At 49.2% G+C, this 26,618-nt stretch carries 19 protein-coding genes and 2 pseudogenes; 18 read left to right on the forward strand and 3 right to left on the reverse strand.

Features of this window, described 5'->3' with window-relative positions:
• Positions 1 to 7 precede the first annotated feature (7 nt).
• Both PGN_RS08125 and PGN_RS10795 read left to right on the forward strand, forming a co-directional pair.
• Positions 8 to 1,549: a YifB family Mg chelatase-like AAA ATPase gene (locus PGN_RS08125; protein ID WP_012458474.1), complete on the forward strand. Its 1,542-nt coding sequence runs from the start codon at positions 8 to 10 to the stop codon at positions 1,547 to 1,549.
• Between the two features lie 4 nt (positions 1,550 to 1,553).
• Positions 1,554 to 1,877: a hypothetical protein gene (locus PGN_RS10795; RefSeq protein ID WP_004584729.1), complete on the forward strand. Its 324-nt coding sequence runs from the start codon at positions 1,554 to 1,556 to the stop codon at positions 1,875 to 1,877.
• Positions 1,878 to 2,266: 389 nt separating this feature from the next.
• On the opposite strand, the gene PGN_RS11625 is transcribed toward PGN_RS10795, so the two are convergent.
• Entirely contained in the window at positions 2,267 to 2,863 is a 597-nt protein-coding gene (locus tag PGN_RS11625) for a hypothetical protein (protein WP_173032062.1), read from the reverse strand.
• A 121-nt stretch (positions 2,864 to 2,984) separates the two neighbouring features.
• On the opposite strand from PGN_RS11625, the gene pheS reads away from it, so the two are divergent.
• From pheS to lpxE, 3 genes are all read left to right on the forward strand, one after another.
• Positions 2,985 to 4,007, forward strand: coding sequence for a phenylalanine--tRNA ligase subunit alpha (gene pheS, locus PGN_RS08135; RefSeq protein ID WP_005873733.1), 1,023 nt, complete (start codon positions 2,985 to 2,987; stop codon positions 4,005 to 4,007).
• Between the two features lie 18 nt (positions 4,008 to 4,025).
• On the forward strand, positions 4,026 to 4,700 hold the full coding sequence (gene nth, locus PGN_RS08140; RefSeq protein ID WP_012458476.1) for an endonuclease III: 675 nt from the start codon (positions 4,026 to 4,028) through the stop codon (positions 4,698 to 4,700).
• Between the two features lie 61 nt (positions 4,701 to 4,761).
• On the forward strand, positions 4,762 to 6,099 hold the full coding sequence (lpxE, locus tag PGN_RS08145) for a lipid A C1-phosphatase (RefSeq protein ID WP_012458477.1): 1,338 nt from the start codon (positions 4,762 to 4,764) through the stop codon (positions 6,097 to 6,099).
• Here lpxE and mfd read toward each other — a convergent pair.
• Entirely contained in the window at positions 6,076 to 9,444 is a 3,369-nt protein-coding gene (gene mfd, locus PGN_RS08150; protein WP_012458478.1) for a transcription-repair coupling factor, read from the reverse strand. The two genes, lpxE and mfd, sit on opposite strands and share 24 nt — an antisense overlap.
• Positions 9,445 to 9,838: 394 nt before the next feature.
• On the opposite strand from mfd, the gene PGN_RS08155 reads away from it, so the two are divergent.
• From PGN_RS08155 to PGN_RS12000, 13 genes and pseudogenes are all read left to right on the forward strand, one after another.
• Positions 9,839 to 10,423, forward strand: a complete 585-nt coding sequence (locus tag PGN_RS08155; RefSeq protein WP_012458479.1) for a nucleotide exchange factor GrpE — start codon at positions 9,839 to 9,841, stop codon at positions 10,421 to 10,423.
• 42 nt (positions 10,424 to 10,465) lie between these two features.
• Positions 10,466 to 11,617, forward strand: coding sequence for a molecular chaperone DnaJ (gene dnaJ / locus PGN_RS08160; RefSeq protein ID WP_012458480.1), 1,152 nt, complete (start codon positions 10,466 to 10,468; stop codon positions 11,615 to 11,617).
• 85 nt (positions 11,618 to 11,702) lie between these two features.
• A complete protein-coding gene (locus PGN_RS08165; RefSeq protein WP_012458481.1) occupies positions 11,703 to 12,020 on the forward strand; it encodes a metal-sulfur cluster assembly factor in 318 nt (105 codons plus the stop codon).
• Positions 12,021 to 12,048: 28 nt separating this feature from the next.
• The gene (locus tag PGN_RS08170; protein ID WP_012458482.1) at positions 12,049 to 12,837 is read left to right on the forward strand and encodes a UDP-2,3-diacylglucosamine diphosphatase; all 789 of its coding nucleotides are present in this window, start codon (positions 12,049 to 12,051) and stop codon (positions 12,835 to 12,837) included.
• 81 nt (positions 12,838 to 12,918) lie between these two features.
• A complete protein-coding gene (locus PGN_RS08175; RefSeq protein WP_005873740.1) occupies positions 12,919 to 13,413 on the forward strand; it encodes an O-acetyl-ADP-ribose deacetylase in 495 nt (164 codons plus the stop codon).
• A gap of 366 nt (positions 13,414 to 13,779) precedes the next feature.
• A complete protein-coding gene (spt, locus tag PGN_RS08180; RefSeq protein ID WP_012458484.1) occupies positions 13,780 to 14,967 on the forward strand; it encodes a serine palmitoyltransferase in 1,188 nt (395 codons plus the stop codon).
• Between the two features lie 54 nt (positions 14,968 to 15,021).
• Entirely contained in the window at positions 15,022 to 15,645 is a 624-nt protein-coding gene (udk, locus tag PGN_RS08185; protein ID WP_005873721.1) for a uridine kinase, read from the forward strand.
• A 41-nt stretch (positions 15,646 to 15,686) separates the two neighbouring features.
• Entirely contained in the window at positions 15,687 to 16,874 is a 1,188-nt protein-coding gene (locus tag PGN_RS08190; protein WP_012458485.1) for a glycosyltransferase family 87 protein, read from the forward strand.
• Positions 16,861 to 17,571, forward strand: a complete 711-nt coding sequence (locus PGN_RS08195; protein ID WP_039417419.1) for a glycosyltransferase — start codon at positions 16,861 to 16,863, stop codon at positions 17,569 to 17,571. Before PGN_RS08190 ends, PGN_RS08195 begins: the two co-directional genes overlap by 14 nt.
• Positions 17,559 to 18,353, forward strand: a complete 795-nt coding sequence (locus PGN_RS08200; protein ID WP_005873735.1) for a polysaccharide deacetylase family protein — start codon at positions 17,559 to 17,561, stop codon at positions 18,351 to 18,353. Before PGN_RS08195 ends, PGN_RS08200 begins: the two co-directional genes overlap by 13 nt.
• 403 nt (positions 18,354 to 18,756) lie before the next feature.
• On the forward strand, positions 18,757 to 19,659 hold the full coding sequence (locus PGN_RS08205) for an IS982-like element IS195 family transposase (protein WP_012457509.1): 903 nt from the start codon (positions 18,757 to 18,759) through the stop codon (positions 19,657 to 19,659).
• A 123-nt stretch (positions 19,660 to 19,782) separates the two neighbouring features.
• A pseudogene (locus tag PGN_RS08210) lies at positions 19,783 to 20,867 on the forward strand (IS5 family transposase).
• A gap of 3 nt (positions 20,868 to 20,870) precedes the next feature.
• A pseudogene (locus tag PGN_RS12000) lies at positions 20,871 to 21,033 on the forward strand (DNA methylase).
• Positions 21,034 to 21,260: 227 nt separating this feature from the next.
• Here the strand turns inward: PGN_RS12000 and PGN_RS08215 are convergent.
• A complete protein-coding gene (locus PGN_RS08215) occupies positions 21,261 to 26,432 on the reverse strand; it encodes a Lys-gingipain (RefSeq protein WP_012458488.1) in 5,172 nt (1,723 codons plus the stop codon).
• Positions 26,433 to 26,618: the final 186 nt, after the last annotated feature.

Raw genomic sequence — 26,618 nt, forward strand, 5'->3', positions numbered from 1 at the left:
CTTTATTATGTTAGTAAAGACCTTTGCCGCTGCTCTGCACAGCATAGACGCCCTTACCGTTACCGTCGAAGTCAATATCACCCGAGGTTGCTATCTCAGTATGGTAGGACTCCCCGATGCAGCAGTCCGTGAGAGTCTGGATAGGATTCGCTCCACATACGACTGTCTGAATATCACCTTTCCCCAAAAGAGCATTACGATCAATCTCAGTCCGGCAGACATCAAAAAAGAAGGTACTGCCTACGACCTGCCCCTTGCCATTGCACTCATGGCTGCAGATGGCATTATCGGAGCAGACTCTCTGCCGCGCTATATGATTATGGGCGAGCTTTCGTTGGATGGATCGCTCCGTCCGATCAAAGGAGCCTTGCCCATTGCTATCCAAGCACGTGCCGAAGGGTTCGACGGGCTGATCCTCCCTGCGGAAAATGCACGTGAAGCAGCCGTCGTGAACAACCTCAATGTCTATGGCGTGAAGCATATTGCAGAAGTGATCAGCCATTTCAATGGGGGCGATCAGCTACAGCCCACTATAGTCGATACGCGCAGGGAATTTTTCGACCATCAGCAGCAGGTATCTTTCGACTTTTCGGAGGTGAAGGGGCAGGAGAAGGTCAAGCGCGCCCTTGAAGTGGCGGCCGCAGGCGGACACAATCTGATCATGGTCGGGAGTCCCGGCAGTGGGAAATCCATGATGGCTAAGCGAATGCCCGGAATTCTTCCTCCGTTTACACTTAGCGAATCGCTCGAAACGACCAAGATATACTCCGTGGCCGGTAAGCTGGGAGTCAATTCGATGCTCCTGACCCAACGCCCTTTCCGCTCGCCCCACCATTCCATCTCTTCCGCGGCACTCGTGGGTGGCGGCACTTATCCACAGCCCGGAGAGATCAGTCTGGCGCACAATGGCGTGCTCTTTTTGGACGAGCTGGCCGAGTTCAACCGCTCCGTTCTCGAGGTGATGCGGCAGCCTTTGGAAGATCGGCAGATCACCGTTTCGAGAGCCAGAATGACGGTGGATTATCCTGCCGGATTCATGCTCGTGGCTGCCATGAATCCCTGTCCTTGCGGCTACTACAACCATCCCACACGCCCTTGCACCTGCGCGCCCGGACAGGTGGAAAAATATCTCAGCCGCATATCGGGGCCTCTTCTGGACAGGATCGATATACAGGTAGAGATTACGCCTGTTCCTTTTGAGAAAATATCCGATAGCCGGCCGGCCGAAAGCAGCGAGAAAATCCGCCAGCGAGTGGTTGCAGCACGCGAAATCCAAAGCAAACGATTTGCCGACCACTCCGGTGTCCATTGCAATGCCCAGATGGACGACAAATTGATGAACCGCTATGCACTGCCCGACGAAAAGGGACTTCAACGATTGAGGACGGCTATGGAACGCTTCGACCTCTCTGCACGTGCCTATGGTCGTATCTTGAAGGTGGCACGCACCATTGCCGACCTGGCCGGCAGCGAAGATGTGGGTGGCGAACACATCGCAGAAGCCATCGGCTACCGCAATCTCGACCGGGAAAACTGGGGCAAGGCTTAAGACGATGGATAGCACACACACACGCCTGCCATCATTTGCCGCCCATCGCCTGATTATCGGCGAGACGAGCTTCTCTTACCCTCTTCTCCGGTTGGATACTACATCCGGATGCTGGGAGCTAAGCTCTTTTTCTCACGAATCCGAGGCCGTTGTTTTTCTGTCGGGGAGTCTCTTGCTTTGTCCGGCTGATCTGTCGCCTCACCTCCCTGCCGATACACAAAGTGTCACGCTGTCCGAAATGCAAAGCCGGCTCCACTTGCTACAGACCGTCCCCGTGCATCTCTACCACTTCCCCACTGTTTCTTCTCTCGCCCATCTCCTCCGCTAATGCCTCGAATGAGGAGGAACAAATGCATCCTTTCTCCTAATCCTTCTCGTCTGTAGTCGGCCAAGGATAGTTTCTATTGCTGTCGGTAAAAAAATGAAGATTCTTCAAAATATACTGTAATAATGGAGTCTGCTTTACTGCCATTTATATGTGGTTAGGCTGTTTTCCCCTTCGTAATGACTCTTGATAGAACAGTAATGGCTAAGAAAAGGAAATTTTATCTCGAATTTCCTAACCGTCCAAATTTTCCCGGACAGCAATAGATAGTTTCACAGCCATGAAACTAAAGTTTCGTAGTAGTGAAACTAAAGTTTCTCGACTGTGAAAATAAAGTTTCTTAACTGTGAAACTTCTTGAAAGAAACGGAAGAAAAAATCTCGCAGACTTCTTTATTTGAGCGATACGGCTCCGGGTTTGCCTGCTTTGATGTAGGCGTTCATGGATTTAATGTCGTTCGGGTTGCAGCGGCTACGGTCGCAGCGGTACAGCTCCGTGAAGGGATCTGCATCGACGATCCTCTGCAAAAGGTCGCTTTGGGAGGGAATGCCTTTGATGGCGAAGTACTGCTCATAGGTGTATTCGACGAAAGCTGTGGTAGGCCCGATGCCACGGCGGTCGAGGAGATAGCCGTCGGCCAGCTCCACCGGAGTGCAGAAACCATCGCCACGACGAAGATCGGAAGGGGCAGGACGTGCCACCACATACTTTTTGTCAGCCGAGAGGGTGATAGGCACGAGATTGCGATAGTCGCCTCGCGTCTTGTAGATGATGATCGGAGCCAATGCCATAGCCGGCGTCATGGGTGCTACTCCATCGTGGCCGTTGCCCTCCTCTCCTCCGATGAGGATAGGTTTCGGGAAATCGTTTTGGGGCTTCTGGTTATGAGTCTGCGTCATTTCTGTGGGACTGTTGGTCTGATTCGTTCTGCATCCCCCACTCGAGAAAACGATAGCCATCAAGAGGGAGAAAAAGATTTTACTTCTCATTTTCTACTCGGTATTAGTGAAGAGAATCGAATTTCTCGTCTGTAAATTATCGGAACTAAGGTAATGGAAAATCCTATACCTTTGTTTTTCCTATAAAAACAGCACTTCTATCGACAACGATATGAAAGAAAGAATCAATCAACTCCTACAGGAAATCGGTCAGTGTGTGGCTGCCACCGTGGAGGAAGCCGAAGCTCTGCGAATCAAGTATCTCAGCAAAAAGGGCGAAATAGCCCGTCTGTTCGATGACTTCCGGCTGGTACCGTCCGAAGAGAAAAAGCAAATCGGACAAATGCTCAATGAGCTGAAAAACAAGGCTCAGGAGCATATCAACTCCCTTCGCGAGCGGGCACAGGCAGGCTCTGCACAAGCTTCGGCAGAAACCGACCTGACACGAACATCATACCCGACGAGACTCGGAACACGCCATCCGATCTCTCTGGTGAAGCAGGAGATCTGCGAGATCTTTGCCCGCCTCGGCTTCAGTATTGCCGACGGGCCGGAGATAGAGGACGATTGGCATGTATTCTCTTCGATGAATTTCGCCGAAGACCATCCTGCTCGTGATATGCAGGACACATTCTTCATCGAGCATCGCCCCGATGTCATCCTTCGCACGCATACGTCCAGTGTCCAAAGCCGGGTGATGGAAAAGACACAACCGCCGATTCGTGTCATTTGCCCCGGGCGTACCTACCGAAACGAAGCTATCTCCTATCGGGCGCATTGCTTCTTTCATCAGGTGGAAGCACTGTATGTGGACAAGGATGTTTCTTTCGCCGATTTGCGGCAGGTGCTTCTTTACTTCGCACAGGAAATGTTCGGAGCCGAAACCAAAATACGCCTTCGCCCTTCTTATTTCCCCTTTACCGAACCGTCTGCCGAGATGGACATCTCCTGCAATATATGTGGGGGTAAAGGTTGCAACTTCTGCAAGCATACGGGATGGGTGGAAATACTCGGATGCGGCATGGTGGATCCCAACGTATTGGACAACTGCGGCATAGACAGCAAGAAATACAGCGGCTATGCGCTCGGTATGGGTATCGAACGTATCACCAATCTTAAGTACCGAGTCAAAGACCTTCGCTTCTTCTCGGAGAACGACCTCAACTTCTTGGAACAGTTCAAGAGCGTGCACTAACCCTCTGATCAGTATCGAATGCGCAAGGAAGAGCGATACAAAGCCGTTATCGATTGGTTTGCCGAGAATATGCCGGTGGCCGAAACGGAGCTGCGGTACCGGGATCCTTTCCAGTTGCTGGTGGCCGTTATTCTCTCGGCACAATGTACCGACAAGCGCGTCAATATGGTGACACCGGCTCTCTTTTCTGCCTATCCGACAGCAAAGGATATGGCCGGGAGCACGGTGGAGGATTTGTTGTCTTATATAGGAAGTATCAGCTATCCGAACAGCAAAGCGAAACATCTGGTCGGGATGGCGCAGATGCTTTGCTCTGATTTTGGAGGAGTGGTACCGGACGAGGTGTCAGAACTAACCAAACTGCCCGGCGTAGGCCGTAAGACAGCCAACGTGATAGCCTCCGTCGTCTACGGCAAACCGGCCATGGCCGTAGATACGCACGTATTCAGAGTATCCGAAAGGATAGGCCTGACCACCGGTTCGAAGTCTCCGTTAGAGACGGAGCGAGAGCTGGTTCGCTATATCCCGGATGTGCTGATACCGAAAGCTCATCACTGGCTGATCCTGCATGGACGGTACGTTTGTCTGGCTCGCAAGCCCAAATGTGCAGACTGTGGCATAGCACCATTCTGCCGCTACTGCTCGAAAGTTTTTAAGAAGAACAGTACAGCCCTTCCGAAAAAAGGGGAATGATAAGGCCTGTTGTGCAAATAATATCCGCACAAATGCTCCATACCTTAATTCCGGAGGCAATATGAATCGAGAAAGCTTTTTACTCCTGCTTGTTCTCTTATTTGCTCTCCCGCTCCATCTGCAAGCATCGTCTCCATGCAACAACATGGCAGATACGACTTGTATATCCGATTCGGCCAAAATGTTTCCTCCTGCCATCGGTGTTTACCATGTAAAACCGATGAAAAACACATTGCGGCATTCCCTGCCTCTTGTGGCTGCTTCTCTCCTTACCTTCAACGTGGATGACAATATCCGAGAGCTTCGCTTTACCGGTGCCGGGAGCTTTCATACCAAGATAGACAACGTCAGTCAGCTCGTTCCCCTTATGGCACAGCTTTCGATGAGGGGATTCGGCTATAAGGGACGCAGCAAATCATGGGGAAAAATGCTTGTGTCGGATGCCTTGGGTATGGCACTTATGGGTGGAATGGTCAATGCCGGAAAATATTCGTTCGGACGGTTGCGTCCGGATGGAACTGCTGCCAATTCATACCCGTCAGGACATACGGCAACAGCTTTCGCCTGCGCCACACTTTTTCATCTCGAATACGGCTCCCGAAGCCCTTGGTATAGCGTGGCAGGCTATACCGTAGCCTCCTTTACGGGGATCAGCCGTATCGTGAACAATCGGCATTGGGCCAGCGATGTGCTTTGCGGAGCTGCCGTAGGGATATTGGTCGGAGAATTAGGCTATTGGATCAGCGATCTGATCTTCCGCGATCCTACGGGCTACAACTACAAGCTGACCAAGAAACAAGAAGGAACTCTGGAGAGCATGGTCATTTCTCTTTCTACCGGGAATAGATACATCAACCGGCAGATGGACTTTGAAGGCAAGACAGTAGAACGTACCGACGCTTTCGGCATGAACCTGAAGACGACCTTCAATCCGAGCTTTGCTCGCTGGGTACGAATCGGATTGCAATTCAGCGTTTCGACAGAGAAGCAGAAAGGCCTTACGCGAGAAAGGCCGGCAAAAGTTTTCGTAGCTCCGGCGATCTCACTCGGACTTTCTGCCGGTGTAGAATGGCATCCATGGCAGAGAGCATCCGTCTGGGCAGAGATCCTGCCCTCAATACTGTTTCGTACAGACTTTACCAATGCCCAAGACAAGCCGGACGAAATGTCTTCGAAGTTACACCGACGCTCGAGTTTCCAACCGGCGTTCCAAGTGGGAGTAGCATACAGGGTATCCGATCACATGGGTATAGAAGCTCATGCAGGGTATCAGCTTGGCGAGGCAGTCTACCATCTTATGGAGGAAACATCCACTTGGTCGATCATCAAAAAGAGAGCTACCGTACCTTACCGGGGATTTGAGTTTGCAGTCGGACTACAATTCTATCCTTTCCGCTGACGATTGTGTGGAAATGGCTGTACAGAGTTCACAAGCGGTGAGCACATCGGGCACCTCGCGCAAGCGAACGATCCTCTTTCCTCCGGACTGACGAATCTCGCACCGACGTGTGTGCGCTGCGATATATTCCAACAACATGCCAAAGACTTCGCTCTGATAGTAAGGGCTGTCTTCCTTGCCGACCAGATGGAAACTCATCTGTTCCCCACGCAATACGATCTTCTCTATACCAAGCGAACGGCCGAGGCGTCGCAGCCGAGGTACTCGTATCAACTCCTCTCCCTCCGGCGGAATTTTACCGAAACGGTCCTGCATACGGCGCCGGAATGCATCGAGCTCCTCGTCTGTGGAGAGATTGTCCAACTCCCGATAAAGAAGAATGCGTTCCGAATCCAACGGCACATATTCTTCGGGGAAGGAAAGTTCCAAATCGCTCTCGACCGTTGTCTCCACTACAAACCGGGAAGCTGAAGGAATAGCTTCTTGGCTCTCTGCATAAAGATCGGCAAACTCATCCGCTTTGAGTTCGGAAACGGCTTCATTAAAGACCTTACTATACGTCTCATATCCCAAATCGGCAATAAATCCGCTCTGCTCGGCACCGAGTACATTGCCGGCACCACGTATATCCAAATCCTGAAGAGCAATGCGAATACCGCTGCCGAGGTCGCTGAAGTTCTCTATGGCTTGGAGCCGACGGCGCGAATCGTCGCTCAGGACACTGAGCGGCGGACTCAAAAGATAGCAAAAGGCTTTCCTGTTGCTCCGTCCCACACGTCCGCGAAGCTGGTGCAACTCACTCAGACCGTATCGGTGGGCATCGTCAATGATAATGGTATTGGCATTGGGCACATCGATACCGTTTTCAATGATTGTAGTTGCGACCAACACATCATATTCGTAATGGACGAAATCGAGGATAAGCCGTTCCAGTTCTGTGGGCGACATACGGCCATGCCCCACTGCCACGCGTGCATCGGGGACTTCACGTTGTACTATGCCGGCGATCTCTTCTATATTATCTATTCGGTTGTGGACGATAAAGACCTGCCCGTTGCGAGACATCTCGAAATTGACAGCTTCCCGAACAATGTCGGGGCTGAATCGTGCTAGTTCGGTGGCAACGGGATAGCGATTCGGCGGTGGGGTGTTGATATTCGAGAGGTCGCGTGCTCCCATCAGAGAGAATTGCAAAGTACGGGGGATAGGTGTGGCAGACATGGTCAGCGTATCGACATTGACCTGTAGTTTGCGCAGTTTTTCTTTTACTGCCACACCGAATTTCTGTTCTTCATCGATCACAAGGAGGCCGAGGTCATGGAATCTGATATCGTTGCTCACGAGCCTGTGCGTACCTATAATTATATCGATCCGACCTTCTGCCAGATCGTGCAGAATCGCTTTAATATCCTTGGCCGAACGGGCGCGGGATATGTATTCGATACGCACGGGGAAATTTTGCAATCTGTCCCTGAACGTCTGATAGTGCTGATAGGCCAGTACGGTAGTCGGCACCAGTATCGCTACCTGTTTGCCGTCTGTGGCTGCTTTGAATGCGGCACGAACAGCCACCTCCGTCTTGCCGAAACCGACATCGCCGCAGATAAGCCGATCCATCGGACGATCGCTTTCCATGTCTGCTTTTACCTCTGCTGTGGCACGCTCCTGATCGGGCGTATCTTCGTACAGGAAAGAGGCTTCCAATTCGTGCTGTAGATAACTGTCCGGACTGAATGCAAATCCTCGCTCTTCTTTCCTTTGGGCATAGAGCCGGATCAGATCGCGAGCAATATCCTTGACACGCTTTTTGGTCCTCTCTTTGAGCTTTTGCCAGGCTCCCGTGCCGAGGCGACTCAGTTCTACCTGTGCATCGCTGTCGCCACCCTTGTATTTGGACAGCTTATGAAGGCTGTGCAGATTGACGAATATTATATCGTTATTTCGGTAAATGAGTTTGATTACTTCCTGCCGCTTCCCTCCCACATCGGTCGTGATAAGGCCTCCGAACCGGCCGATACCGTGATCGATATGCACGATATAGTCGCCTTGAGAGAATTGGTTCAGCTCCTTCAGTGAGAGGGTCACTTTCCCCGAACGGGCTTTGTCGCTTTTGAGATTGTATTTGTGGTAACGATCGAAAAGCTGGTGATCCGTAAGCAGAACGATCCGAAGAGCTTCGTCCGAAAAACCCTCATGTAAGGTGAGCGATACTCTTTCCGGAAGGAGCGAAGAGCTTCCACGCTCGGAAAGGATCTCTTCCACTCTCTCGTATTGCTTATCCGAGGCTGTGGCCAAAAGCAATCTGTAGCCGGCATCTCGCCATTGCTCCAGTTGATCGATGAGCAGATCGAAATTCTTGTGGAACAAAGGCTGCGGTTGGGTCTTGAAGCCGATACGGTAATTGCCGCTCCTGCCACTACCGGTGGCAATGGTCGTGAAACCATTCAATTTATCCATCAGCTCCTTAGGCGATGTGAGCCGCTCCTGCATGGCTTCGAGCGATCCGAATCCTTCGCCGTCATCGAAGAGCGGAGCATCGGTAAATACCATTTGCAGACGATCCTCCAAAAACGGTCTGTCCGGCAATACGATGATCGTATTCTTCGGGAATAAACCGAGCAAACACTCCTCGGCACGAACATCTCCTGCCACATCAGGCATCAGTACGACCTCCGACAGCGTCCCCACCGAGAGCTGACTCTCCACCTCGAAGAGACGGATGCTTTCTATCTCGTCGTCGAAGAAGTCGATACGTACCGGTAGCTCGCGACTGAAAGAAAACACATCCAGCAAACTGCCTCGCACGGCAAATTGCCCCGGCTCATAGACGTAATCGGTTCGTTCGAAGCCCCATTCCAATAGAAGGTCTCTGAGAAAATCCCGATCCAACCTGTCTCCCTGACGGATGCTGTGCATCTCTTTCTCCAGTATATCGCCGGCGACCACGCGTTCGGCCACGGCTTCGGGATAAGAGACGACAAGCGGACAGCTACCCTCCATCGAAAGAGCGGCCAAAGCCTCGGCACGAAGCACCTGTTGTGCCGCATCGGTATGCCCGTATTTGATAGCACGCTTATAGGAGGAAGGGAAAAAAAGTGCACTACCCTCTCCTCCGAGTTGCTCCAAATCGGAGAAGAGGTAGCCGGCTTCTTCCATATCCGAAGCAATGCAAAGGACAGGGCGACCGGATTCGTGTAGCAGTTTCACTATAAGGGCTGCCGACGACCCGCAAAGCCCGTCGAGAGCTACGTACTTCTCTCGGTCGAGGGCTTTCATCAAAGCCTGCACACCATTGTGCCGGCGAAAGAGGGAAAGAATATCGATTGGTTGGGGAGATTTGATCATGAGACAAAAATAAGCGGTCTGTACCAATTATTTTAGCGAAACGATATTACGATCCATCCCAAAGTTCCGGCCAAATCAGATCGCACGGGTTGGTTTATACGCAAGATTTTTCTCTTTTGTCCTTCTTAAAAACGTGACGTACACCGAAAAGGTTGATACTCGGAATCGGTCAAATGTTTCGACATAATTAACATCAGTTGGACGCAAGAAAAGGCCAATGGATTTGTTTTCTGATGTTACATCAACACGATAGTCCATTTAGAGCCGGTGCCATAGGGTGGAGCGGTTTTTGTAGTTAATACAGTGTACATTTGTGTCGATAAAAGGCGAACAGCCCTTTTCGACTGCATCAACATGCTGATAATGAATAAAATAAAAAAGTGAAAGCAATATAATGAACAAGCAAAAAAACAATCGCGAACGAACGCCTCAGCCCGAACAGGATACCGAAAGAGACGAACAACTGACAAACAGTCACGAAAATGATATAGATAGTGCCCCCGCAGCCGAAGAGAACGACAAGGTGGCAGACCCGGTGGAGGAGCTCACGGCTCAGTTGGCTGCTCTTAACGACACCCATCTGCGTTTGATGGCAGAGTATGACAACTACCGCAAACGGACACTCAAGGAAAAGAGCGAACTTATCCGCAATGGAGGAGAAAAGGTGCTCGTGGATCTGCTGCCCGTGATCGACGACTTCGAGCGCGCCCTCAGCAATCTGGGCGACATGTCGGAGCCTGCTGCCATCAAAGGAGGAGTGGAGCTGATCTACAGCAAGTTCATGGACTATCTGCAGAAGCAGGGTGTCAAAAAGATAGAAACCGCAGACCTGCCATTCGATGCCGACCTCTGCGATGCCGTAGCCATGATCCCGGCACCTTCGGCCGAGCAGAAAGGTAAGGTAATAGACTGTGTAAAGACGGGCTATACGCTCAACGACAAAGTGATACGTCACGCTCATGTGGTGGTGGGAGAATGAATCCCCGTCAACGAATCGGAGCAGAACGAACAAGGATAAGACATGGCAGAAAAAAGAGACTATTACGAAGTCCTCGGTGTATCGAAGAATGCCACCGACGATGAACTGAAAAAAGCATATCGCAAGAAGGCTATCCAATACCATCCGGATAAGAACCCCGGTGACAAGGAGGCCGAAGAGCACTTCAAAGAGGTAGCCGAAGCCTACGACGTATTGAGCGATCCAGAGAAGCGCAGTCGATACGACCAGTTCGGCCATGCCGGATTGGGCGGAGCTGCCGGTGGAGGTTTCAGCGGAGGCGGTATGTCCATGGAGGATATTTTCAGTCGCTTCGGTGATCTATTCGGTGGGTTCGGCGGTTTCGGCGGATTTTCCGATATGGGCGGTAGCAGTCGCAGACGTGTTCGCAGAGGGTCTGACCTGCGAGTACGAGTGAAGCTTTCTTTGGCCGATATAAGTAAAGGTGTGGAGAAGAAAGTGAAAGTGAAAAAGCAGGTAGTGTGCAGCAAATGTCGTGGCGATGGCACGGAAGAAGCCAATGGCAAGACTACCTGCCAGACCTGTCATGGGACCGGCGTGGTTACACGTGTGAGTAACACTTTCCTTGGGGCCATGCAGACCCAGAGCACCTGTCCCACTTGCCACGGAGAGGGTGAGATCATCACGAAGCCATGCTCCAAGTGTAAGGGCGAAGGAGTGGAGATCGGCGAAGAGGTGATCTCATTCCACATCCCTGCCGGTGTAGCCGAAGGAATGCAAATGTCCGTGAACGGCAAGGGAAATGCCGCGCCCCGAGGAGGCGTGAATGGCGACTTGATAGTCGTGATCGCCGAGGAACCGGATCCGAATCTGATCCGCAATGGCAACGATCTGATATACAATCTGCTTATATCCGTTCCGTTGGCTATAAAAGGAGGTAGTGTGGAAGTGCCGACGATAGACGGACGAGCCAAGATCCGCATCGAGGCGGGGACACAACCCGGCAAGATGCTGCGTTTGCGCAATAAGGGGTTGCCCAGCGTAAACGGCTATGGCACGGGAGACCAACTGGTGAATGTCAATGTCTATATCCCCGAATCGATCGATGCCAAAGATGAGCAGGCTATCGCAGCGATGGAAAACTCGGACAGCTTCAAACCTACCGATGCTGCTCGTAAGGATATAGACAAGAAATACAGAGAGATGCTGGATTGAAAGACAATTCCATTGTATGGTACTTGACCTGAGAAAAGCTGCCGGTATCCGGTATGCAGTTTGACAAACGAAGTCTTTTTGAGCGATGAACAACGAATTTTTGCAGACAGAAGAGGACATTGTCCGTATGCTGCGTACAGTATACGACCCCGAAATACCAGTCAATGTGTACGATCTGGGGTTGATATATAATGTGGATGCAGGAGCCGACGGGTTCGTTACCGTCACCATGACACTGACGGCACCGAATTGTCCTGCAGCAGACTTCATCATAGAGGATGTTCGCATGAAGGTGGAAAGCGTGAAAGGCGTCAAGGGGGTAAAGATAGACCTGACCTTCGAACCCGAATGGAATAAGGACATGATGAGCGAGGAAGCCATGCTGGAGCTTGGATTCCTCTAAAAACCTCGGCTCCGAATCGAATTTCCCCATGCGTTCGAAGATCTACTTTACCAGTGATGCCCATCTCGGTTCGCGCCATCATGCCGATCCTATGGCAGTGGAGAGGCGTTTGGCCGCTTGGTTGGAGCGTATTCGCCATGAGGCCAAGGCCATCTACTTCATGGGCGACATGTTCGACTATTGGTTCGAGTATCGGTATGTGGTGCCTCGTGGCTTCACGCGTTTCCTCGGGAAAGTAGCCGAATTGAGCGATGAGGGGGTGGAGATTCATTTCTTTGCCGGCAATCACGACGTATGGCTGACAGATTATTTGACCAAGGAGCTGGGTGCTCATATCCATATGCATGGCATTACGGTGGAGTTGTCCGGCAAGCTCTTCCGCTTGGCGCATGGAGATGAGGAGTATCGGTCTGTGAAGCGTTCGTACGACTGCATGTACCGCCTCTTCCGCAATCCGTTGGCACGCCTCCTTTATGCAGCCGTGCATCCTCGCTGGACAGTCGGTTTGGCCTATGGCATTTCACTGAAAAGCAGACGCAGCGGAGAGAAGCGAAAGACACTCGGCAATATCCCCCACGCCTACAGCAACGACTACTTCGACATAGAAAACGAATGGCTGATTCGCTTTGCCAAAGAACATAATGCCCGACATCCCGAAGTGGATTTCTATATTTTCGGCCATCGACATCTGCTGGTCGATATGGCATTGCGCGATGAGAAGCGTGTCCTGATCCTTGGCGATTGGATTCGTTACAACTCCTATGCCGTTTGGGATGGTACGACGCTTGTGCTCGAATCCATGGAGGACATGGAATAAGCCTTCGGTATCAAGATCGGGACAGACTGCTTGATAAAATACGACTTCACGCCCGTTCAGGGTATAAACGAAAATAGCACTATGGGAAAGATAACAATCACGGTAGGCGATATTACTCGCTTCGAAGGAGATGCCATTGTCAATGCGGCGAATCATACCCTTTTGGGTGGAGGGGGAGTGGACGGAGCCATTCACCGAGCAGCCGGCCCCGAACTGCTGGAGGAGTGTCGCACTCTCAACGGTTGCCCAACGGGAGAAAGCAAAATAACGGGAGGATACAATCTGCCGGCGCAATACGTTATTCATACCGTAGGCCCTGTGTGGCATGGAGGGCAACATGGAGAGCCGGAGCTATTGGCTTCCTGCTACCGCACATCGCTGTCCATAGCCTTGGACAAGGGACTGAAATCCATTGCCTTCCCCTGCATCAGCACCGGCGTTTACCGTTATCCTAAAGATCAGGCCGCCCGCATTGCTTTGGCCACTATCGGGGAGATTATTGCAGATCGCCCCATTGACGTCACTATCGTGTGCTTCTCGGAAGCGGATAAGGAGTTTTATATCACACAGGACTGACGCGTAACTCCTTGGCCTTCTCGCAAGATCTCTATCGAAAAGCCTTGCAGTATACTCCGCCTTCTTCTCTCTTCTCTATTCAGTTCGCTCTCACCCCCCAAGGGTTCCCTTCCAAGATCCCTTAGGGATCCCTCCTGAGACCCCTAAGGGGTCCTACCCGAGACTCCTTAGGGGTCCCATAGGAGACTCCCCGGGGGTCTCAACAGGGACTCCTAAGGGATCGTCCCGATACTTCTTGATGTCTTGGGAGAAGGTTTTCCAAAGAGACTTTTCCTCTCTTCCTCTCTGCACGCTTGCCCTGAATCTGTGCTGTCAGCGTCACGTTTTTTTTTACATTTGTGCCTAATAAGCTAACTCTCGAGGCTAATGGGAAAATTGTTACAGGATAAATTGGCTCAGTATACCGAGCCGCAAAAGGCACAAGCCGCAGGTATTTACCCTTATTTCAGAAAAATCGAAAGTGATCAGGACACCGAGGTCGTTATCGATGGTCGGAAAGTCCTCATGTTCGGCTCCAATGCATATCTGGGACTGACGAACCACCCGAAAGTCAAGGAGGCAGCTATCGAAGCGACAAAGAAGTACGGTACGGGCTGTGCCGGCTCCCGGTTCCTCAACGGCACACTCGATATTCACCTCGAACTGGAAAAACGGCTGGCCGAGTTCGTCGGCAAGGAAGATGCCATCAGCTTCTCTACCGGCTTCCAAGTGAATCTGGGCGTTGTCTCCTGCATCACCGGCCGCGAGGATTATATCATCTGGGACGAGTTGGATCATGCTTCGATCATCGAGGGTATTCGCCTTTCATTCAGCACGAAGTTAAAGTACAAGCATAATGATATGGGTTCTCTGGAGAAGCGGCTCCAGCAGTGCGACCCGGACAAGATCAAACTGATTGTGGTCGATGGTGTCTTCAGTATGGAGGGTGATGTCTGCAATCTGCCCGAAATCGTTCGCCTCGCCAAGCGATACAACGCCAATGTGATGGTGGACGAAGCTCACGGTATCGGCGTGATGGGCGACCACGGACGCGGCGTCTGCAATCACTTCGGTCTGACCGACGAAGTGGACTTGATCATGGGTACTTTCAGCAAATCTTTCGCTTCGCTCGGAGGGTTTATTGCAGGAGACAAGAGCGTTATCAACTACCTGCGCCACCACGCCCGATCCTATATTTTCAGTGCCAGCTGTACGCCGGCCTCTACGGCAGCGGCAGCAGCTGCTCTGGACATTATGCTTAGCGAACCGGAGCGTTTAGCCCGATTGTGGGAGCTGACGCACTACTCATTGAACGCATTCCGCAGTCTTGGATTCGAAATAGGTCATACATCGACACCTATTATCCCGCTTTTTATCCGCAACAACGAGAAGACATTCCAAATAACCCGAGACGCTTTCGAAGAAGGGGTATTCGTCAATCCGGTGGTCTCTCCGGCGGTAGCTCCGTCCGACACCCTTATTCGCTTTTCACTCATGGCTACGCATACGAAGGAGCAACTCGACTTTGCCATCGAAAAGCTGCATAAGGTATTCAAGCAGAACGGTGTCCTGTAAGTGTAATTAATGATAACAGCGTGTTGCGACACGCTCCTTTGGAGGAGGATGGTAATGAATACAACGATAATAGGAGTAGCAGGCGGAAGTGCTTCCGGCAAGAGTACATTGGTGAAAAAGCTCTGTGAGGCTTTCGTCGAAGAAGATGTGCTTGTACTCTGTCACGATTACTATTACAAGGCCAATGACCACCTCTCCCTTGAGGAAAGAAAGAAGCTGAACTACGACCATCCCAATGCTTTCGACACGGATATGTTCGTCAGAGATATTCTCTCTCTGAAGGCAGGCAAAACGATAGAGCGTCCGGTCTATTCTTTCGTAGAGCACAATCGTTTGCAAGAAAAAGTAACCGTTCGTCCTGCCAAAGTAATCGTACTGGATGGAATCCTGATATTCGAAAACAAAGAGCTGCGGGATCTGATGAATGTGAAAGTATTCGTCGATACCGATGCGGATATTCGATTGGCGCGCCGCCTTGTGCGCGATGTCCAGGAACGGGGACGCAATATGGATTCGGTATTGGCACAGTACTTCAGTACGGTTCGGCCTATGCACGAGGATTTTGTGGAACCATCCAAGCGGTACGCTGATCTGATCATTCCGGAAGGTGGATTCAATTCGGTGGCGCTCTCACTCCTTGTCGAAAAAATCCGATCGGTGATTCGTAAGGAAGAATAACAGCCGGATACTCCGATCTTTCTCTCAAAACCAAAACCTTAATGCGATTAAAACCAAGGCTTTCTTTCCAAAACAGCATTCCTGTATTGTGGTGGATAGCTGCCATCGTATCTGCCATTACGAAAGCTGCTCCGCACAGGCACAATAACTATACCATATTCCGCTCCTCTTTCTATCATTTCTCCCGACATCAGTCGCTCTATTCGGTCTATCCGGCAGAGCATCACGATGTTTTTCTCTACGGCCCTGTCTTCTCTATCCTTTTCGCCCCTTTTGCCCTTTTGCCTTCTTTCATAGGGATGCTGCTGTGGCTGTGCTTTTCGGTTGCCGGATGCCTTTGGGCTGTCAGCCAATTACCCACGAGCGAAAAGAAAAAGGCTGCCATCCTATGGATTGCCTTCCTTGACCTGTACACGGCTTTGTGTATGCAGCAGTTCAACATCCTTATAGGAGCATGTATTCTGCTCAGCTTTGCTTTTGTGGAGAAGAAAAAGGAATGGGCGGCAACGCTTTTCATCGTATTAGGAACCCTGACCAAACTGTATGGTATCGTTGGCTTGGCTTTCTTCCCGTTTGTGAAAAGAAAAGGCCGCTATTTGGCTTGGCTTTTTGCATGGTTCGGTCTGATCGGTATCTTGCCGATGTTGTTTGGAGGAGGTTCTTATGCCCTTGAGCAGTATATGAATTGGTTTGCCAGCCTTGGCACGAAGAATGGGGAGAATCTGTTCTCCCTGTATCAAAACGTTTCCCTGCTCGGGATGGTTAGGAAAATGACCGGTATTGCCGGCTACTCCGACTTGCTGTTGTTAGTCCCCGGACTTATCCTGTTCGCTCTTCCTTTCCTCCGATTCAGTCAGTACAAGGCTCCACTCTTTCGGATGAGTATATTGGCTTCGACTCTGCTTTTCACAGTTTTATTCAGTACCGGTAGCGAATCGAGTACTTATATCATAGCGTTGTTGGGTGTCGGTATCTGGTTCATACATCGCCCCAAAGGGAAACCCGACCGGCTGGATATTACACTCTTAGTCGGAACACTATTCCTCTCCTCTTTATCGCCGACCGATCTGTTCCCTGCGGCTCTTCGCAAGAATGTCGTGCTCCCATACGCATTGAAGGCTCTATTCCCGACCTTGGTTTGGATACGGTTGAGTATAGAGCTGCTTTGCACGCATTATCTCTCTACCCAAGCGGACACATCCTCATCTTTGGCCTATGATCAGAATTGATGTGGTACTGCCGGCATACCGTCCCGGTCAGGGGTGGGAGCGAGAGGCTATATCTCGCTTGACAGCTTTGTCCGATAGTATACCGGACGTGACTTTTCGCATATTCATCGTACCCGATGGGAGCAATGAAGGTCATTCTGACGAGGTACGTTCGCATTGGGCAACATCGCCGTGGGAGGTCATCTATTGCGACTATGCCAAGAATAGAGGAAAGGGCTTTGCCGTCCGCTATGGAGTAGGACAAACCGATGCTCCTTTTGTGCTCTATACGGATTATGATCTGCCGTTTACTCTGGATTCATATAAACAGGTGATAGAAGCCCTTCTGGAAGGTGCAGATGTCGTTATATCTCGCAGAGAGCCGGAATCTTATGGGAAAAAGATTCGCTTAAAGCGGAAAATGCTTTCCGACTTTTCGCATTTTGTAAACAAATTCTTCTTCTTGCCAACGACTGATACACAAGGAGGACTTAAGGGGTTCTCCTCAGTGGGACGTTTTATTTTCCTCCAAACACGGATAGATAGTTTCCTGTTCGATACCGAGTTTATCTGTCTGGCTAAGAGAAAAAAAGTGTGCATAGCAGTCGTCAGCGGCTCCATTCGTCCTGACATCTCTCTGTCGGTAATGAAAGCCAAGACTATCCTTCGTGAAGTCTATAAAATCCCCAAATTGATCAAAGCAAGATGGTTCTCTTGAGTTTCGATATCGAGGAGTTCGATGTACCCCTTGAGCAGGGATATAAGGACTTCCCATCGGAAGAACAATTGCGCATCAGTCGTCAAGGGACAGAAGCCATCCTCCATATATTGAGAAAAAAAGGCGTTCGGTCCACCTTCTTCAGTACCGTTACTTTCTGGGAATCATTGCCGGAGGATCTGCGAAAGGGCATTTACACGGATGGACACGAATTGGCCTCTCATGGTGTGTTTCACTCTTCTTTCTCCAAAGAGCACCTTGCCGAATCTCGTCAGAAGCTCGCTTCTCTGTGGGATGGTACCGATGTCTGCGGTTTTCGGATGCCACGTATGATGCCCGTTGGCGATGCGGAAATAGCCGAAGCCGGTTACTTGTACAATTCTTCGCTCAATCCGACTTGTATCCCCGGTCGCTACAATCATCTCTCGGCTCCGAGATTACCCTATTTCGACAAGTATGGGGTCTTGCAGATGCCGAGTTCGGTAACACCTCTATTGCGTTTCCCTCTCTTTTGGCTTTCCCTCCACCATCTTCCCCTCAGGCTATACATCAGGATGATTCGTCACACCGTTCGGCGCGACAATTATCTCAATCTTTATTTTCACCCTTGGGAGTTCGCTGAGATCAGCTGTTTACCCGACTGCAAACTGAGCTATACCGTTACTCATAACAGTGGCGAAAAAATGTGTCGCAGACTGGAGGCCGTGATCGACACCCTCCTCGCCGATGGTTGTTCTTTCGGCACTTTCTCAGATTACTATCGTTTTCAAAAGCAAGGCTGATTCGCTCAAAAACGAGGACCTGTGTGTCTCTGCGAACCTCAAGCATATGCCTGAAGGAAACTTGAGGGAATCTCTGTTTACTTGGCAGCCATACGCCTGCTCTTTGATCTTTCCTGAAGATACAAAGAATCAACTCACGTTAGAGGATACTATGGTCTAATATGGAACGTTTACGATTTGTATGCAACAGAAATATATAAACTTCTGTAATAGAACGTCAGTTCGATCTAAGCGGAAATAGGAAAGTTAACGTCAGTTCGACGTAAGAAAAAGCCAATGAATTTGTTTTCTGATTAGGGTTAAACGCCCAAAGAACGTGGGCATTATGCTTGAAAAAGTAGCGAATTATTTGCATCTTAGCAGTTGATAATCAATAAGATACGAACAAACAAAACGCTACTTTATGAAGACAAATATAGTTGATGTTTTTTGCATCATAGATGATTTCTCCAAGCTTTTTGATGAAGCAATCAAGAAAAAGACCCTCGAAGAGGAAGACAAAAAACGCAGGAATAGAAAGTTTAAGATGTCGGACAGTGAGGTCATGACCATCCTGATCCTGTTTCATCTGTCAAGATACCGAGATTTGAAAGCTTTTTATCTTCAATACATCACCCATTCTTGTCGATCCGAGTTCCCACATCTTGTCTCTTATAATCGCTTTGTGGAGCTGCAAAGCAGGGTAGGTTTCAAGCTGATAGCATTTCTCAATATGTGTTGTTTGGGTCAATGTACAGGCATCTCTTTCATCGATTCCACCCCACTGAAGGCTTGTCATATCAAACGAGCTCATGGGCATAGGACAATGAGGGGATGGGCTCAAAAAGGCAAAAGCACCATGGGTTGGTTTTATGGATTCAAACTACATATTGTTATCAACGACAGGGGTGAAATCATCAACTATCAAATCACACCGGGCAATTGTGATGACAGAGAACCTCTGAAAGACGGAACATTCACCAAGAATCTTTTTGGCAAACTCATTGCCGATAGAGGCTACATTTCCCAAAACCTTTTTGACCGGCTCTTTGTCGATGACATCCACATGATAACCAAAATCAAAAAGAACATGAAGAACTCCCTGATGCATCTATATGACAAAGTTTTATTGAGAAAGAGAGCCCTGATCGAAACGGTCAATGATATGTTCAAAAATCTCTGCCCGATAGAGCACACGAGACATCGCAGTGTCAACAATTTTGTCACCAACCTGATCTCCGGTATCATCGCTTACAACATCCTGCCTAAAAAGCCTGAACTCAATATTGAAATCATCAGAAACCCTAACTTTCCTATTTCCGCTTAGATCGAACTGACGTTAAAGGAGACCTTTGCACGGCGATTGGTGTGTATTTTGTTTATTAATTCATTGTATAATAGGGAGTTATTTTGTATATTTGAGCATTAAAAACAGCATAATATTCCTCCCATGGCATACCAATTCAAGAATACCGATGAGCATGTAACATTTGCAGACGCACTCCTTTCAAAGCGTTATCGCAAAGCACAAAACGACTTCCTCAATCAGGTTGACAGGCTTATCGATTGGCGTCCGATCAGGACGCTGATCAACAAGAAATACACGAAGCGACAAAATGCCATCGGTGCCCCGGCTTATGACGTGATTCTCTTATTCAAGATGTTGCTTTTGGAGACATGGTACAACCTCAGTGATTGTGCTTTGGAGGAGCGCATCAATGATTCAATCACCTTTTCCCGATTCTTGGGGCTGAAGATGGAAGAGGTATCTCCCGACCACAGCACCATCAGTCGATTTCGTTCGGCACTGACAGAGTTGGGTCTCATGGACAAACTATTGGCGCAGTTTAACAAACAACTTTCGCGCCATCACATTTCGGTAAGGGAAGGGGTGCTTGTGGATGCAAGCCTTGTGGAGACGCCGCATAAACCCAACGGAAGCATTACGATTGAAGTCGCAGATGACAGGCAAGACAATCGGAGCGAGGAGGAAAAAGAGGCAGAGGAGGATTATCAAAAACAGGTTGTCCGTCAGCGTAAAGGGACGGATGAAGAAGCCCGTTGGGTGTACAAACAAAAGCGTTATCACTACGGATACAAAAAGCATTGTCCGGCCAATGTTCAAGGCATTGTTCAAAAGGTGATAACGACAGCAGCGAACCGCAGTGACACGAAGGAGTTTATTCCGCTATTGCAGGGTGCAAACATACCTCAAGGTACAGCCGTCTTGGCGGACAAAGGATATGCTTGCGGGGAAAATCGTTCCTACCTGCAAACCCATCACCTTCAAGACGGCATTATGCACAAGGCACAACGCAACAGGGCATTGACCGAGGAAGAGAAGCAACGAAACAAAGCAATCAGTCCGATACGGAGCACCATCGAACGCACCTTTGGCAGTATTCGCCGGTGGTTTCATGGCGGACATGTCGATACCGGGGACTTGCCAAGACCCATACTCAAAACATTCTTGAAAGCATCGCCTTTAATTTATACAGAACGCCGGGGATAATTATGTCCTCATCCGTAGGATAAGGCATAACCACCCTTGAGGAGCTCGTACAAGTAGCTCCTCAAAGGGGGGATTTACAACTACTTTCACTCCTTACTGCCACCCCTTTCACTCGCTCCTTTTATGCCAAGAACTCCTCTTCCCTCCATCTCCTTATTTTTCAAAGGTCTCTTAAAGATAGGAAGATAGCCCAACATACACCTAAAACAGTAGCCTGCAATTTGACCCATAGACCGAAAATTATTGACCGCCCCATTTTTCAAAGGTCTCCTCTTGACAAGTTTACCAGACAGCAATAATAAAAACGAAGTCGCCCGACCTCCTTTTAAGGAAGTCGGGCGACCGATTCATACTCTGAGACAATTACAGACCTATATTAAAAGTGTCTGCACAAAGTCTCCGAGTCCAAGACAGAATTACTTGATAGCGAGTTTCTCTACGTAAGACTTGCCGTCAACGACAACCATGACTGCATAGTAGCCGCCCTGAGCCGTGTAAACAACCGTGTTGCGACCCGCTGCCAGACGACGACCGTTCATGTCGTAGATCATAGCTTCGCCTTGGCAAGTTACCGTGATAGTCTTTCCTACAACCGTCAGCGTGTAAGGCTTCTGAGCAGTTACGTCTGCCACTCCATCAGGAATATAATCCACACAAACCTTCGGAGATACGCCGGCTGCGTACTTAACCTCTACGCAATACTCATGAGATTGTGCACTCATTCCTGCATCGCGGTAGGTCGTTTCGGTCAGACCTTCCTGGATCTTCGTGCCGTCACGATACACCGTGTAGGTGTAACTGGGACCTTCGCCTTCACCTGTTATCACTACATCGTCAATCATTATGCCCAGAACATCCGTGCAATTGTAATGACGGAAAGCGACATATTTCGTGCCGGCAGGGAGGTCTTTTTCTCTTGTCAAGTTGGCTCCTCCTTGAGTGTAGGTCATCGTTTCTTCAAAGATTACTTCGAAGTCGGCTGCAGCCGTTCCGCTCTTGGAGATACAGAGTGCATAATGATCATGACTCCATTGAGGAAGACCCGGTGAACCCACCTTATAAGTAATCTTCTTTGCTCCTTCAACCTTCGGAGTGATCAGAAAGTTGTTCGGCGTGAGAGGCAAATATTCTTGACCCTGAAGTAAAGAAGAATAGGATATGGCTACGTTGCTGGCGCGTAAAGGTGAAAGAACATGACGCTCTCCTCGCGTAAATTCATTGAGCGTGATATCCCAGTTATTACCGTCACCATCGGCATCCAATGCTGTCCACCCTGTGGGAATAGCGTCTCCTTCAAAATCTTCATTAAGCAGTTCTCCTCGTTTGCCACTCGGGGCTTCCCACTTGAGAACCACGTCGCCGCCATCCGGTTGTGCCTTCAGGTTCTTTACAGGATTGAACTGAGTCGGATTAATAGTTACGTTTACACACACCTTCGGAGATACGCCGGCTGTGTACTTCACTTCCACGCAATACTCATGATTGCCCGTAGCTACGCCGTCTTCTTCGAAGGTCGTTTCGGTCAGACCTTCCTTGATCTTCGTACCATCACGATATACCGTGTAGGTATAATCGGTCGGGGTGGGGCTGCCACCCATGGTGAACTGAATATCATCCAAAAGAATGTAGTTCAAATCCGAGCAATTGTAGTGACGGAAAGCAACATACTTCGTGCCCGCAGGCAAATCTACCGTACGCTCGATCCATACACTTTGAGGTTTGGCGCCATTGGCTTCCGTGGAAAGACCGAATCTTGCTCCGCCCTTATTTATTCCGTTAGGCGTTTCTTCGAAAACAACCGTGAAGTCTCCGGCGTTCGTGCCCGTCTTGGAGATCATCACCGCATAGTGATCCCCGGGAAAACCGTCGTTGACTGCATAGTAGTACTTTACCTTCGTTGCGCCTGTAACATCCTTTGAGATGAGATAGTTATCAGGATTCAAAGCCATTCCATTCCATGAGAAAGAGGCTACTACGTTGGTGCCGCCATGAGCTGTCAGCCAGTCCAATTGTCCGGAAGACAGACAGAGCCAATCCTGACCATCGCCATCGGCATCGATAGTAGTCCATTCCGCTGGTGCCTCTCCATGAGTAGAAGACTCGAACGTTTCCGTGAAGTCTGCGCGCTTGCCATTGGCCTTGATCTCAACCTCATCAAGGTCGATGTAGAACATATCCGTGCTTTGGAAGTGACGGAAAGCAACATATTTCGTACCTGCGGGAAGGTCTACCGTCTTCTGGCGCCAAGTACCCTGTATACGACCACGAATAGCTTCCGGCGAGCGAACACCTTTTGCCGTAATCGTCTCTTCCAACAAAGCATTCGTGAAGTTGGATGCATCGTTACCGGTCGAAGATGCATACACCGCATAGTGCTCGGATGCATAATTAGCATCCTGTGCGCATACCCAGAAAGTCAACTTACCTCCGTTAGGCAAATCCAATGCCGGTGTTATCAGATAGTTGTCAGGGGTAAGAACTCCTATACCACCAAGACCGAATGACTCTGAATATACACAACCATTGCTATTGTAGCCAGCGATTCCGGGAGCATTTCCAGGTTTCCAGCCATGCCCGTCACCGTCTGCATCGATCGTCTTCCATGAGGCAGGAATACCATTTTCGAATGATTCGGAAAGTGTTGTTGTTCCCGGATTCGGATTCGGATTCGGATTTGGGGTACCATTAGGTGCATCCCACTTAAGCGTTACTTTCTGGCCGACTGCACTACCGGTCAGGTTCTGTACAGGAGCAAATTCATTGGATCCTTCTACCGTAACGTCTTTACATACCTTCGGAGATACGCCGGCTGTGTACTTAACTTCCACGCAATACTCATGATTGCCTGCAGCTACACCGTCTTCTTCGAATGTCGTAGCCGTCAGACCTTCCTGGATCTTCGTGCCGTCACGATAGACTGTATAGGTATAGCTTGCAGGTGAATCGTCTTCGACTTCCATATCAGTTCCATCTCCCATTCCGGCGCGACGCATCGTGAAGGTGTACTTCTTGCCTGCTTCGAATGTGAAATCGTCATAACGTGCAGGCTGGTTGCCTCCATCTCCTGCGATCCACATCTTTCCGGATGCAGGTTCCGGGTTCGTAATGCAATAGTCGTAAACACCACCGGGGATTACAACTTCACCCTGTCCTGTAACGATAATATTCTGTGTAGTAACAACAGGATCGGCATTGGCCGGGATCAAATACTCGAAGTTCGCACTGTAAAGATTGGAAGAAGCTGTTCCGGTAAAGAGAGGACCGGTTGCCGGAATGACACTTCCGAATGTATTGTGATCGGCATCCAACAAGAACTGGTAACCCGTATTGTCTCCCCATACGTTGTCTGCTGCGAGCACAACCTTGGCTTCGTTGGCACGTACATCGTTTGCAGGTTCGATCGTAACGAAAAGACCGTCTCCGATCCGTTTTACTTCACGGGAAGCTTCTGCCTTCTTTGCGCTCGGGGCATCCCACTTGAGCGTTACTTTCTGACCCTGCGTTGTAGCAGTCAAGTTGGAAACAGGCTGGTAGGGGCTAGGCTCTCCTGCCTGAATTTGCTTGATCACAGGAAGATAATTAGAGCGAGTGATAACTACATCATAATTACCATTTTCCGTAATCTGCTTAGTCATATTCACAGTCGCAACACCGCTGGCATTAGCAACACCTGTTCCATACAAAACTCCATCTTTAGAAATAGCTACGTAAGAACCGGCAGAAGCCTGAATGCTATAAGAAGCCTGATTCTGAGGCAGAGAAGCAGGAAGCGTATAAGTATTGGTCTTAGGCATTGCACGATAAGGCATAACCGAACCATCGCCAAGGACATGATAAGCTTCCCAATAGTAATGAGCACCGATATGGGTAATATTGCCGATATTTCCAGCATGAGTAGCGGCAAGATTACCTGCCCACATAATAGAATTCACTGTGTTGTACGAATCTTCCAAGAATGTAGCATCATAAGAACCCATAGACGTACCTTCAAAAGTAGGCTGAACACCAAATACGGCATTAGCACCGACACTCCAATAGTAGTCCTCGCCCCAATAAGAATTCGGAGATGAACCGATATAGGCATAAGCACCTTTCTCCTTGACACGAGTCATTACCTCTCCAAAGCAAGGCTGTGGATAATCGAATTGAGCTGTAACACAGCAGTTCCCAATAGCTAAGAAGTATTTGTCCTTATTTGTGAGTGCTTTCACTTGAGTGGCGGTCAGCGACGGATCTGCCCATGATGTCTCAGATCCATGCGCTGTATAGTTGGCAAAGCCGACACCGGTATTCAAGTGACTATAGCAGCCTGTATAAGGAGCTTTAGGGTAACTGTACACATCTGTATAGCCATGATCTTGATTGTAGTAATACTGTACAGCATATTTGATGGTTTGCTGGCCTATCTTAGGATTCCAGTAGGAGTCAGCACCGGCAATCAAGAGGGCCTTTTCCAAATAGCTCTTATCCGGCATGGTAGCCTTTTCATACATCAATACCTTATCAATGATGTTCGTCAGTTCTTCTGGGGAAGAAGCAGACATACGGAAAGTATACATTTCAGGGAAATAGTCGCCATCGACTGCACTGTAATACAAGTCGGTAACTTTTTTTGTTTTCTTTCCTTTTTCTCCGCTAATAACGTCAGTGTCACCAACCAAAGCCAAGAAGACCGGAGCAGCACTAGCTGCCAATCCATCATTGTATTTCTTGTGAATAAATGCCTTGATAGAGGCGTTTGTCGTTCCTACTTCAGCTTCGTCTGTGTAATGCACATCCAGATAGAAGCCCTTTTGAGCCTTCCAAGTGAGCCAAGGCTTGAGAGCTTCTTTGAATTTTGCACCTGCAACAACAAGCATACGAACCGGCGTATTATACAAGTCGCCATGATCTGTATAAACATCTCTATTGAAGAGCTGTTTATAAGCTGTTTCGAAATAAGGGCTAAAAGAAGCATCATACAAACGTTGTGTAGCTACTTCATCAGCTCCTTGAAAGCTTACTTCAATTTCGATGTTGTTTCTAACCTTCAATTGGTTTGCAACCACATCATACTGAACAGGATTAATGGTAAGAGCTGCAATGCGAACACCACGCATTGTCCCCAACATTTCTACTTGGGTCAGTTCTTGTCCGACAAAACCTTTGCGTGCATAAGCAGCAGCATTGTAAACGAAGGGAACCTTTTCGGGATCATCACTCTTGCTCATAGAGGGTTGATGTGGCATGAGTTTTTCGGAACCGTATTGGTTCAGAGAGTAAACTTGCTCGGTAAAACTTTTCACGCGAACAACAGGTGTGGCTCCGACAGGCACAGCAATCAACTTCCTAACTGCTGGCACTTCGGGAGAACCAACCTCACCGGTCGGGAATGCACCCGGAATTGACACTGAGGCGAAAGTACCACCTTTGGTCTCCACCTTTGTCAGCTCGACTTCATTGAACGAAAAGCTTGCATCGAACTGCTTGAAGCTATTGTTCGTACATGTCGTTCGAGTAGTCGGAGCATCAAGCTTAATCTTGGCGCTTTGGGCGTAAAGACCAACTCCCAAAAGGGACGCCGCGATCAGCAATAATAATTTCCTCATACTTTAAAACAATTTATGGTCGTGATTCAGAGAACCACGGCCGGGTTAAAAAAACAAAAAAGATCCACAAATAAGATTCATTTCAAGAACAATCCAAGAAAAGAAAAGGAATTTAAAGGCAAAATGCTACCTTCTATTTCTATTGGTACTTTTCTCAAGGAGTTTTGTTGCGGCGCAATTTAGAGA

This window comes from Porphyromonas gingivalis ATCC 33277 (genome assembly GCF_000010505.1).
GTDB classification, from domain to species: domain Bacteria; phylum Bacteroidota; class Bacteroidia; order Bacteroidales; family Porphyromonadaceae; genus Porphyromonas; species Porphyromonas gingivalis.

Excerpts from the sequence above, each read along its gene's own strand:
- pheS (WP_005873733.1), top strand. The coding sequence starts at position 2,985 with ATGAAAGAAAGAATCAATCAACTCCTACAGGAAATCGGTCAGTGTGTG.
- PGN_RS08170 (WP_012458482.1), top strand. The coding sequence starts at position 12,049 with ATGCGTTCGAAGATCTACTTTACCAGTGATGCCCATCTCGGTTCGCGC.
- nth (WP_012458476.1), top strand. The coding sequence starts at position 4,026 with ATGCGCAAGGAAGAGCGATACAAAGCCGTTATCGATTGGTTTGCCGAG.
- PGN_RS08215 (WP_012458488.1), bottom strand. The coding sequence starts at position 26,432 with ATGAGGAAATTATTATTGCTGATCGCGGCGTCCCTTTTGGGAGTTGGT.
- PGN_RS11625 (WP_173032062.1), bottom strand. The coding sequence starts at position 2,863 with ATGAGAAGTAAAATCTTTTTCTCCCTCTTGATGGCTATCGTTTTCTCG.
- lpxE (WP_012458477.1), top strand. The coding sequence starts at position 4,762 with ATGAATCGAGAAAGCTTTTTACTCCTGCTTGTTCTCTTATTTGCTCTC.
- mfd (WP_012458478.1), bottom strand. The coding sequence starts at position 9,444 with ATGATCAAATCTCCCCAACCAATCGATATTCTTTCCCTCTTTCGCCGG.
- PGN_RS08200 (WP_005873735.1), top strand. The coding sequence starts at position 17,559 with ATGGTTCTCTTGAGTTTCGATATCGAGGAGTTCGATGTACCCCTTGAG.
- PGN_RS08190 (WP_012458485.1), top strand. The coding sequence starts at position 15,687 with ATGCGATTAAAACCAAGGCTTTCTTTCCAAAACAGCATTCCTGTATTG.
- dnaJ (WP_012458480.1), top strand. The coding sequence starts at position 10,466 with ATGGCAGAAAAAAGAGACTATTACGAAGTCCTCGGTGTATCGAAGAAT.
- udk (WP_005873721.1), top strand. The coding sequence starts at position 15,022 with ATGAATACAACGATAATAGGAGTAGCAGGCGGAAGTGCTTCCGGCAAG.
- PGN_RS08205 (WP_012457509.1), top strand. The coding sequence starts at position 18,757 with ATGAAGACAAATATAGTTGATGTTTTTTGCATCATAGATGATTTCTCC.
- PGN_RS08155 (WP_012458479.1), top strand. The coding sequence starts at position 9,839 with ATGAACAAGCAAAAAAACAATCGCGAACGAACGCCTCAGCCCGAACAG.
- PGN_RS08175 (WP_005873740.1), top strand. The coding sequence starts at position 12,919 with ATGGGAAAGATAACAATCACGGTAGGCGATATTACTCGCTTCGAAGGA.
- PGN_RS08195 (WP_039417419.1), top strand. The coding sequence starts at position 16,861 with ATGATCAGAATTGATGTGGTACTGCCGGCATACCGTCCCGGTCAGGGG.
- PGN_RS10795 (WP_004584729.1), top strand. The coding sequence starts at position 1,554 with ATGGATAGCACACACACACGCCTGCCATCATTTGCCGCCCATCGCCTG.
- PGN_RS08125 (WP_012458474.1), top strand. The coding sequence starts at position 8 with ATGTTAGTAAAGACCTTTGCCGCTGCTCTGCACAGCATAGACGCCCTT.
- PGN_RS08165 (WP_012458481.1), top strand. The coding sequence starts at position 11,703 with ATGAACAACGAATTTTTGCAGACAGAAGAGGACATTGTCCGTATGCTG.
- spt (WP_012458484.1), top strand. The coding sequence starts at position 13,780 with ATGGGAAAATTGTTACAGGATAAATTGGCTCAGTATACCGAGCCGCAA.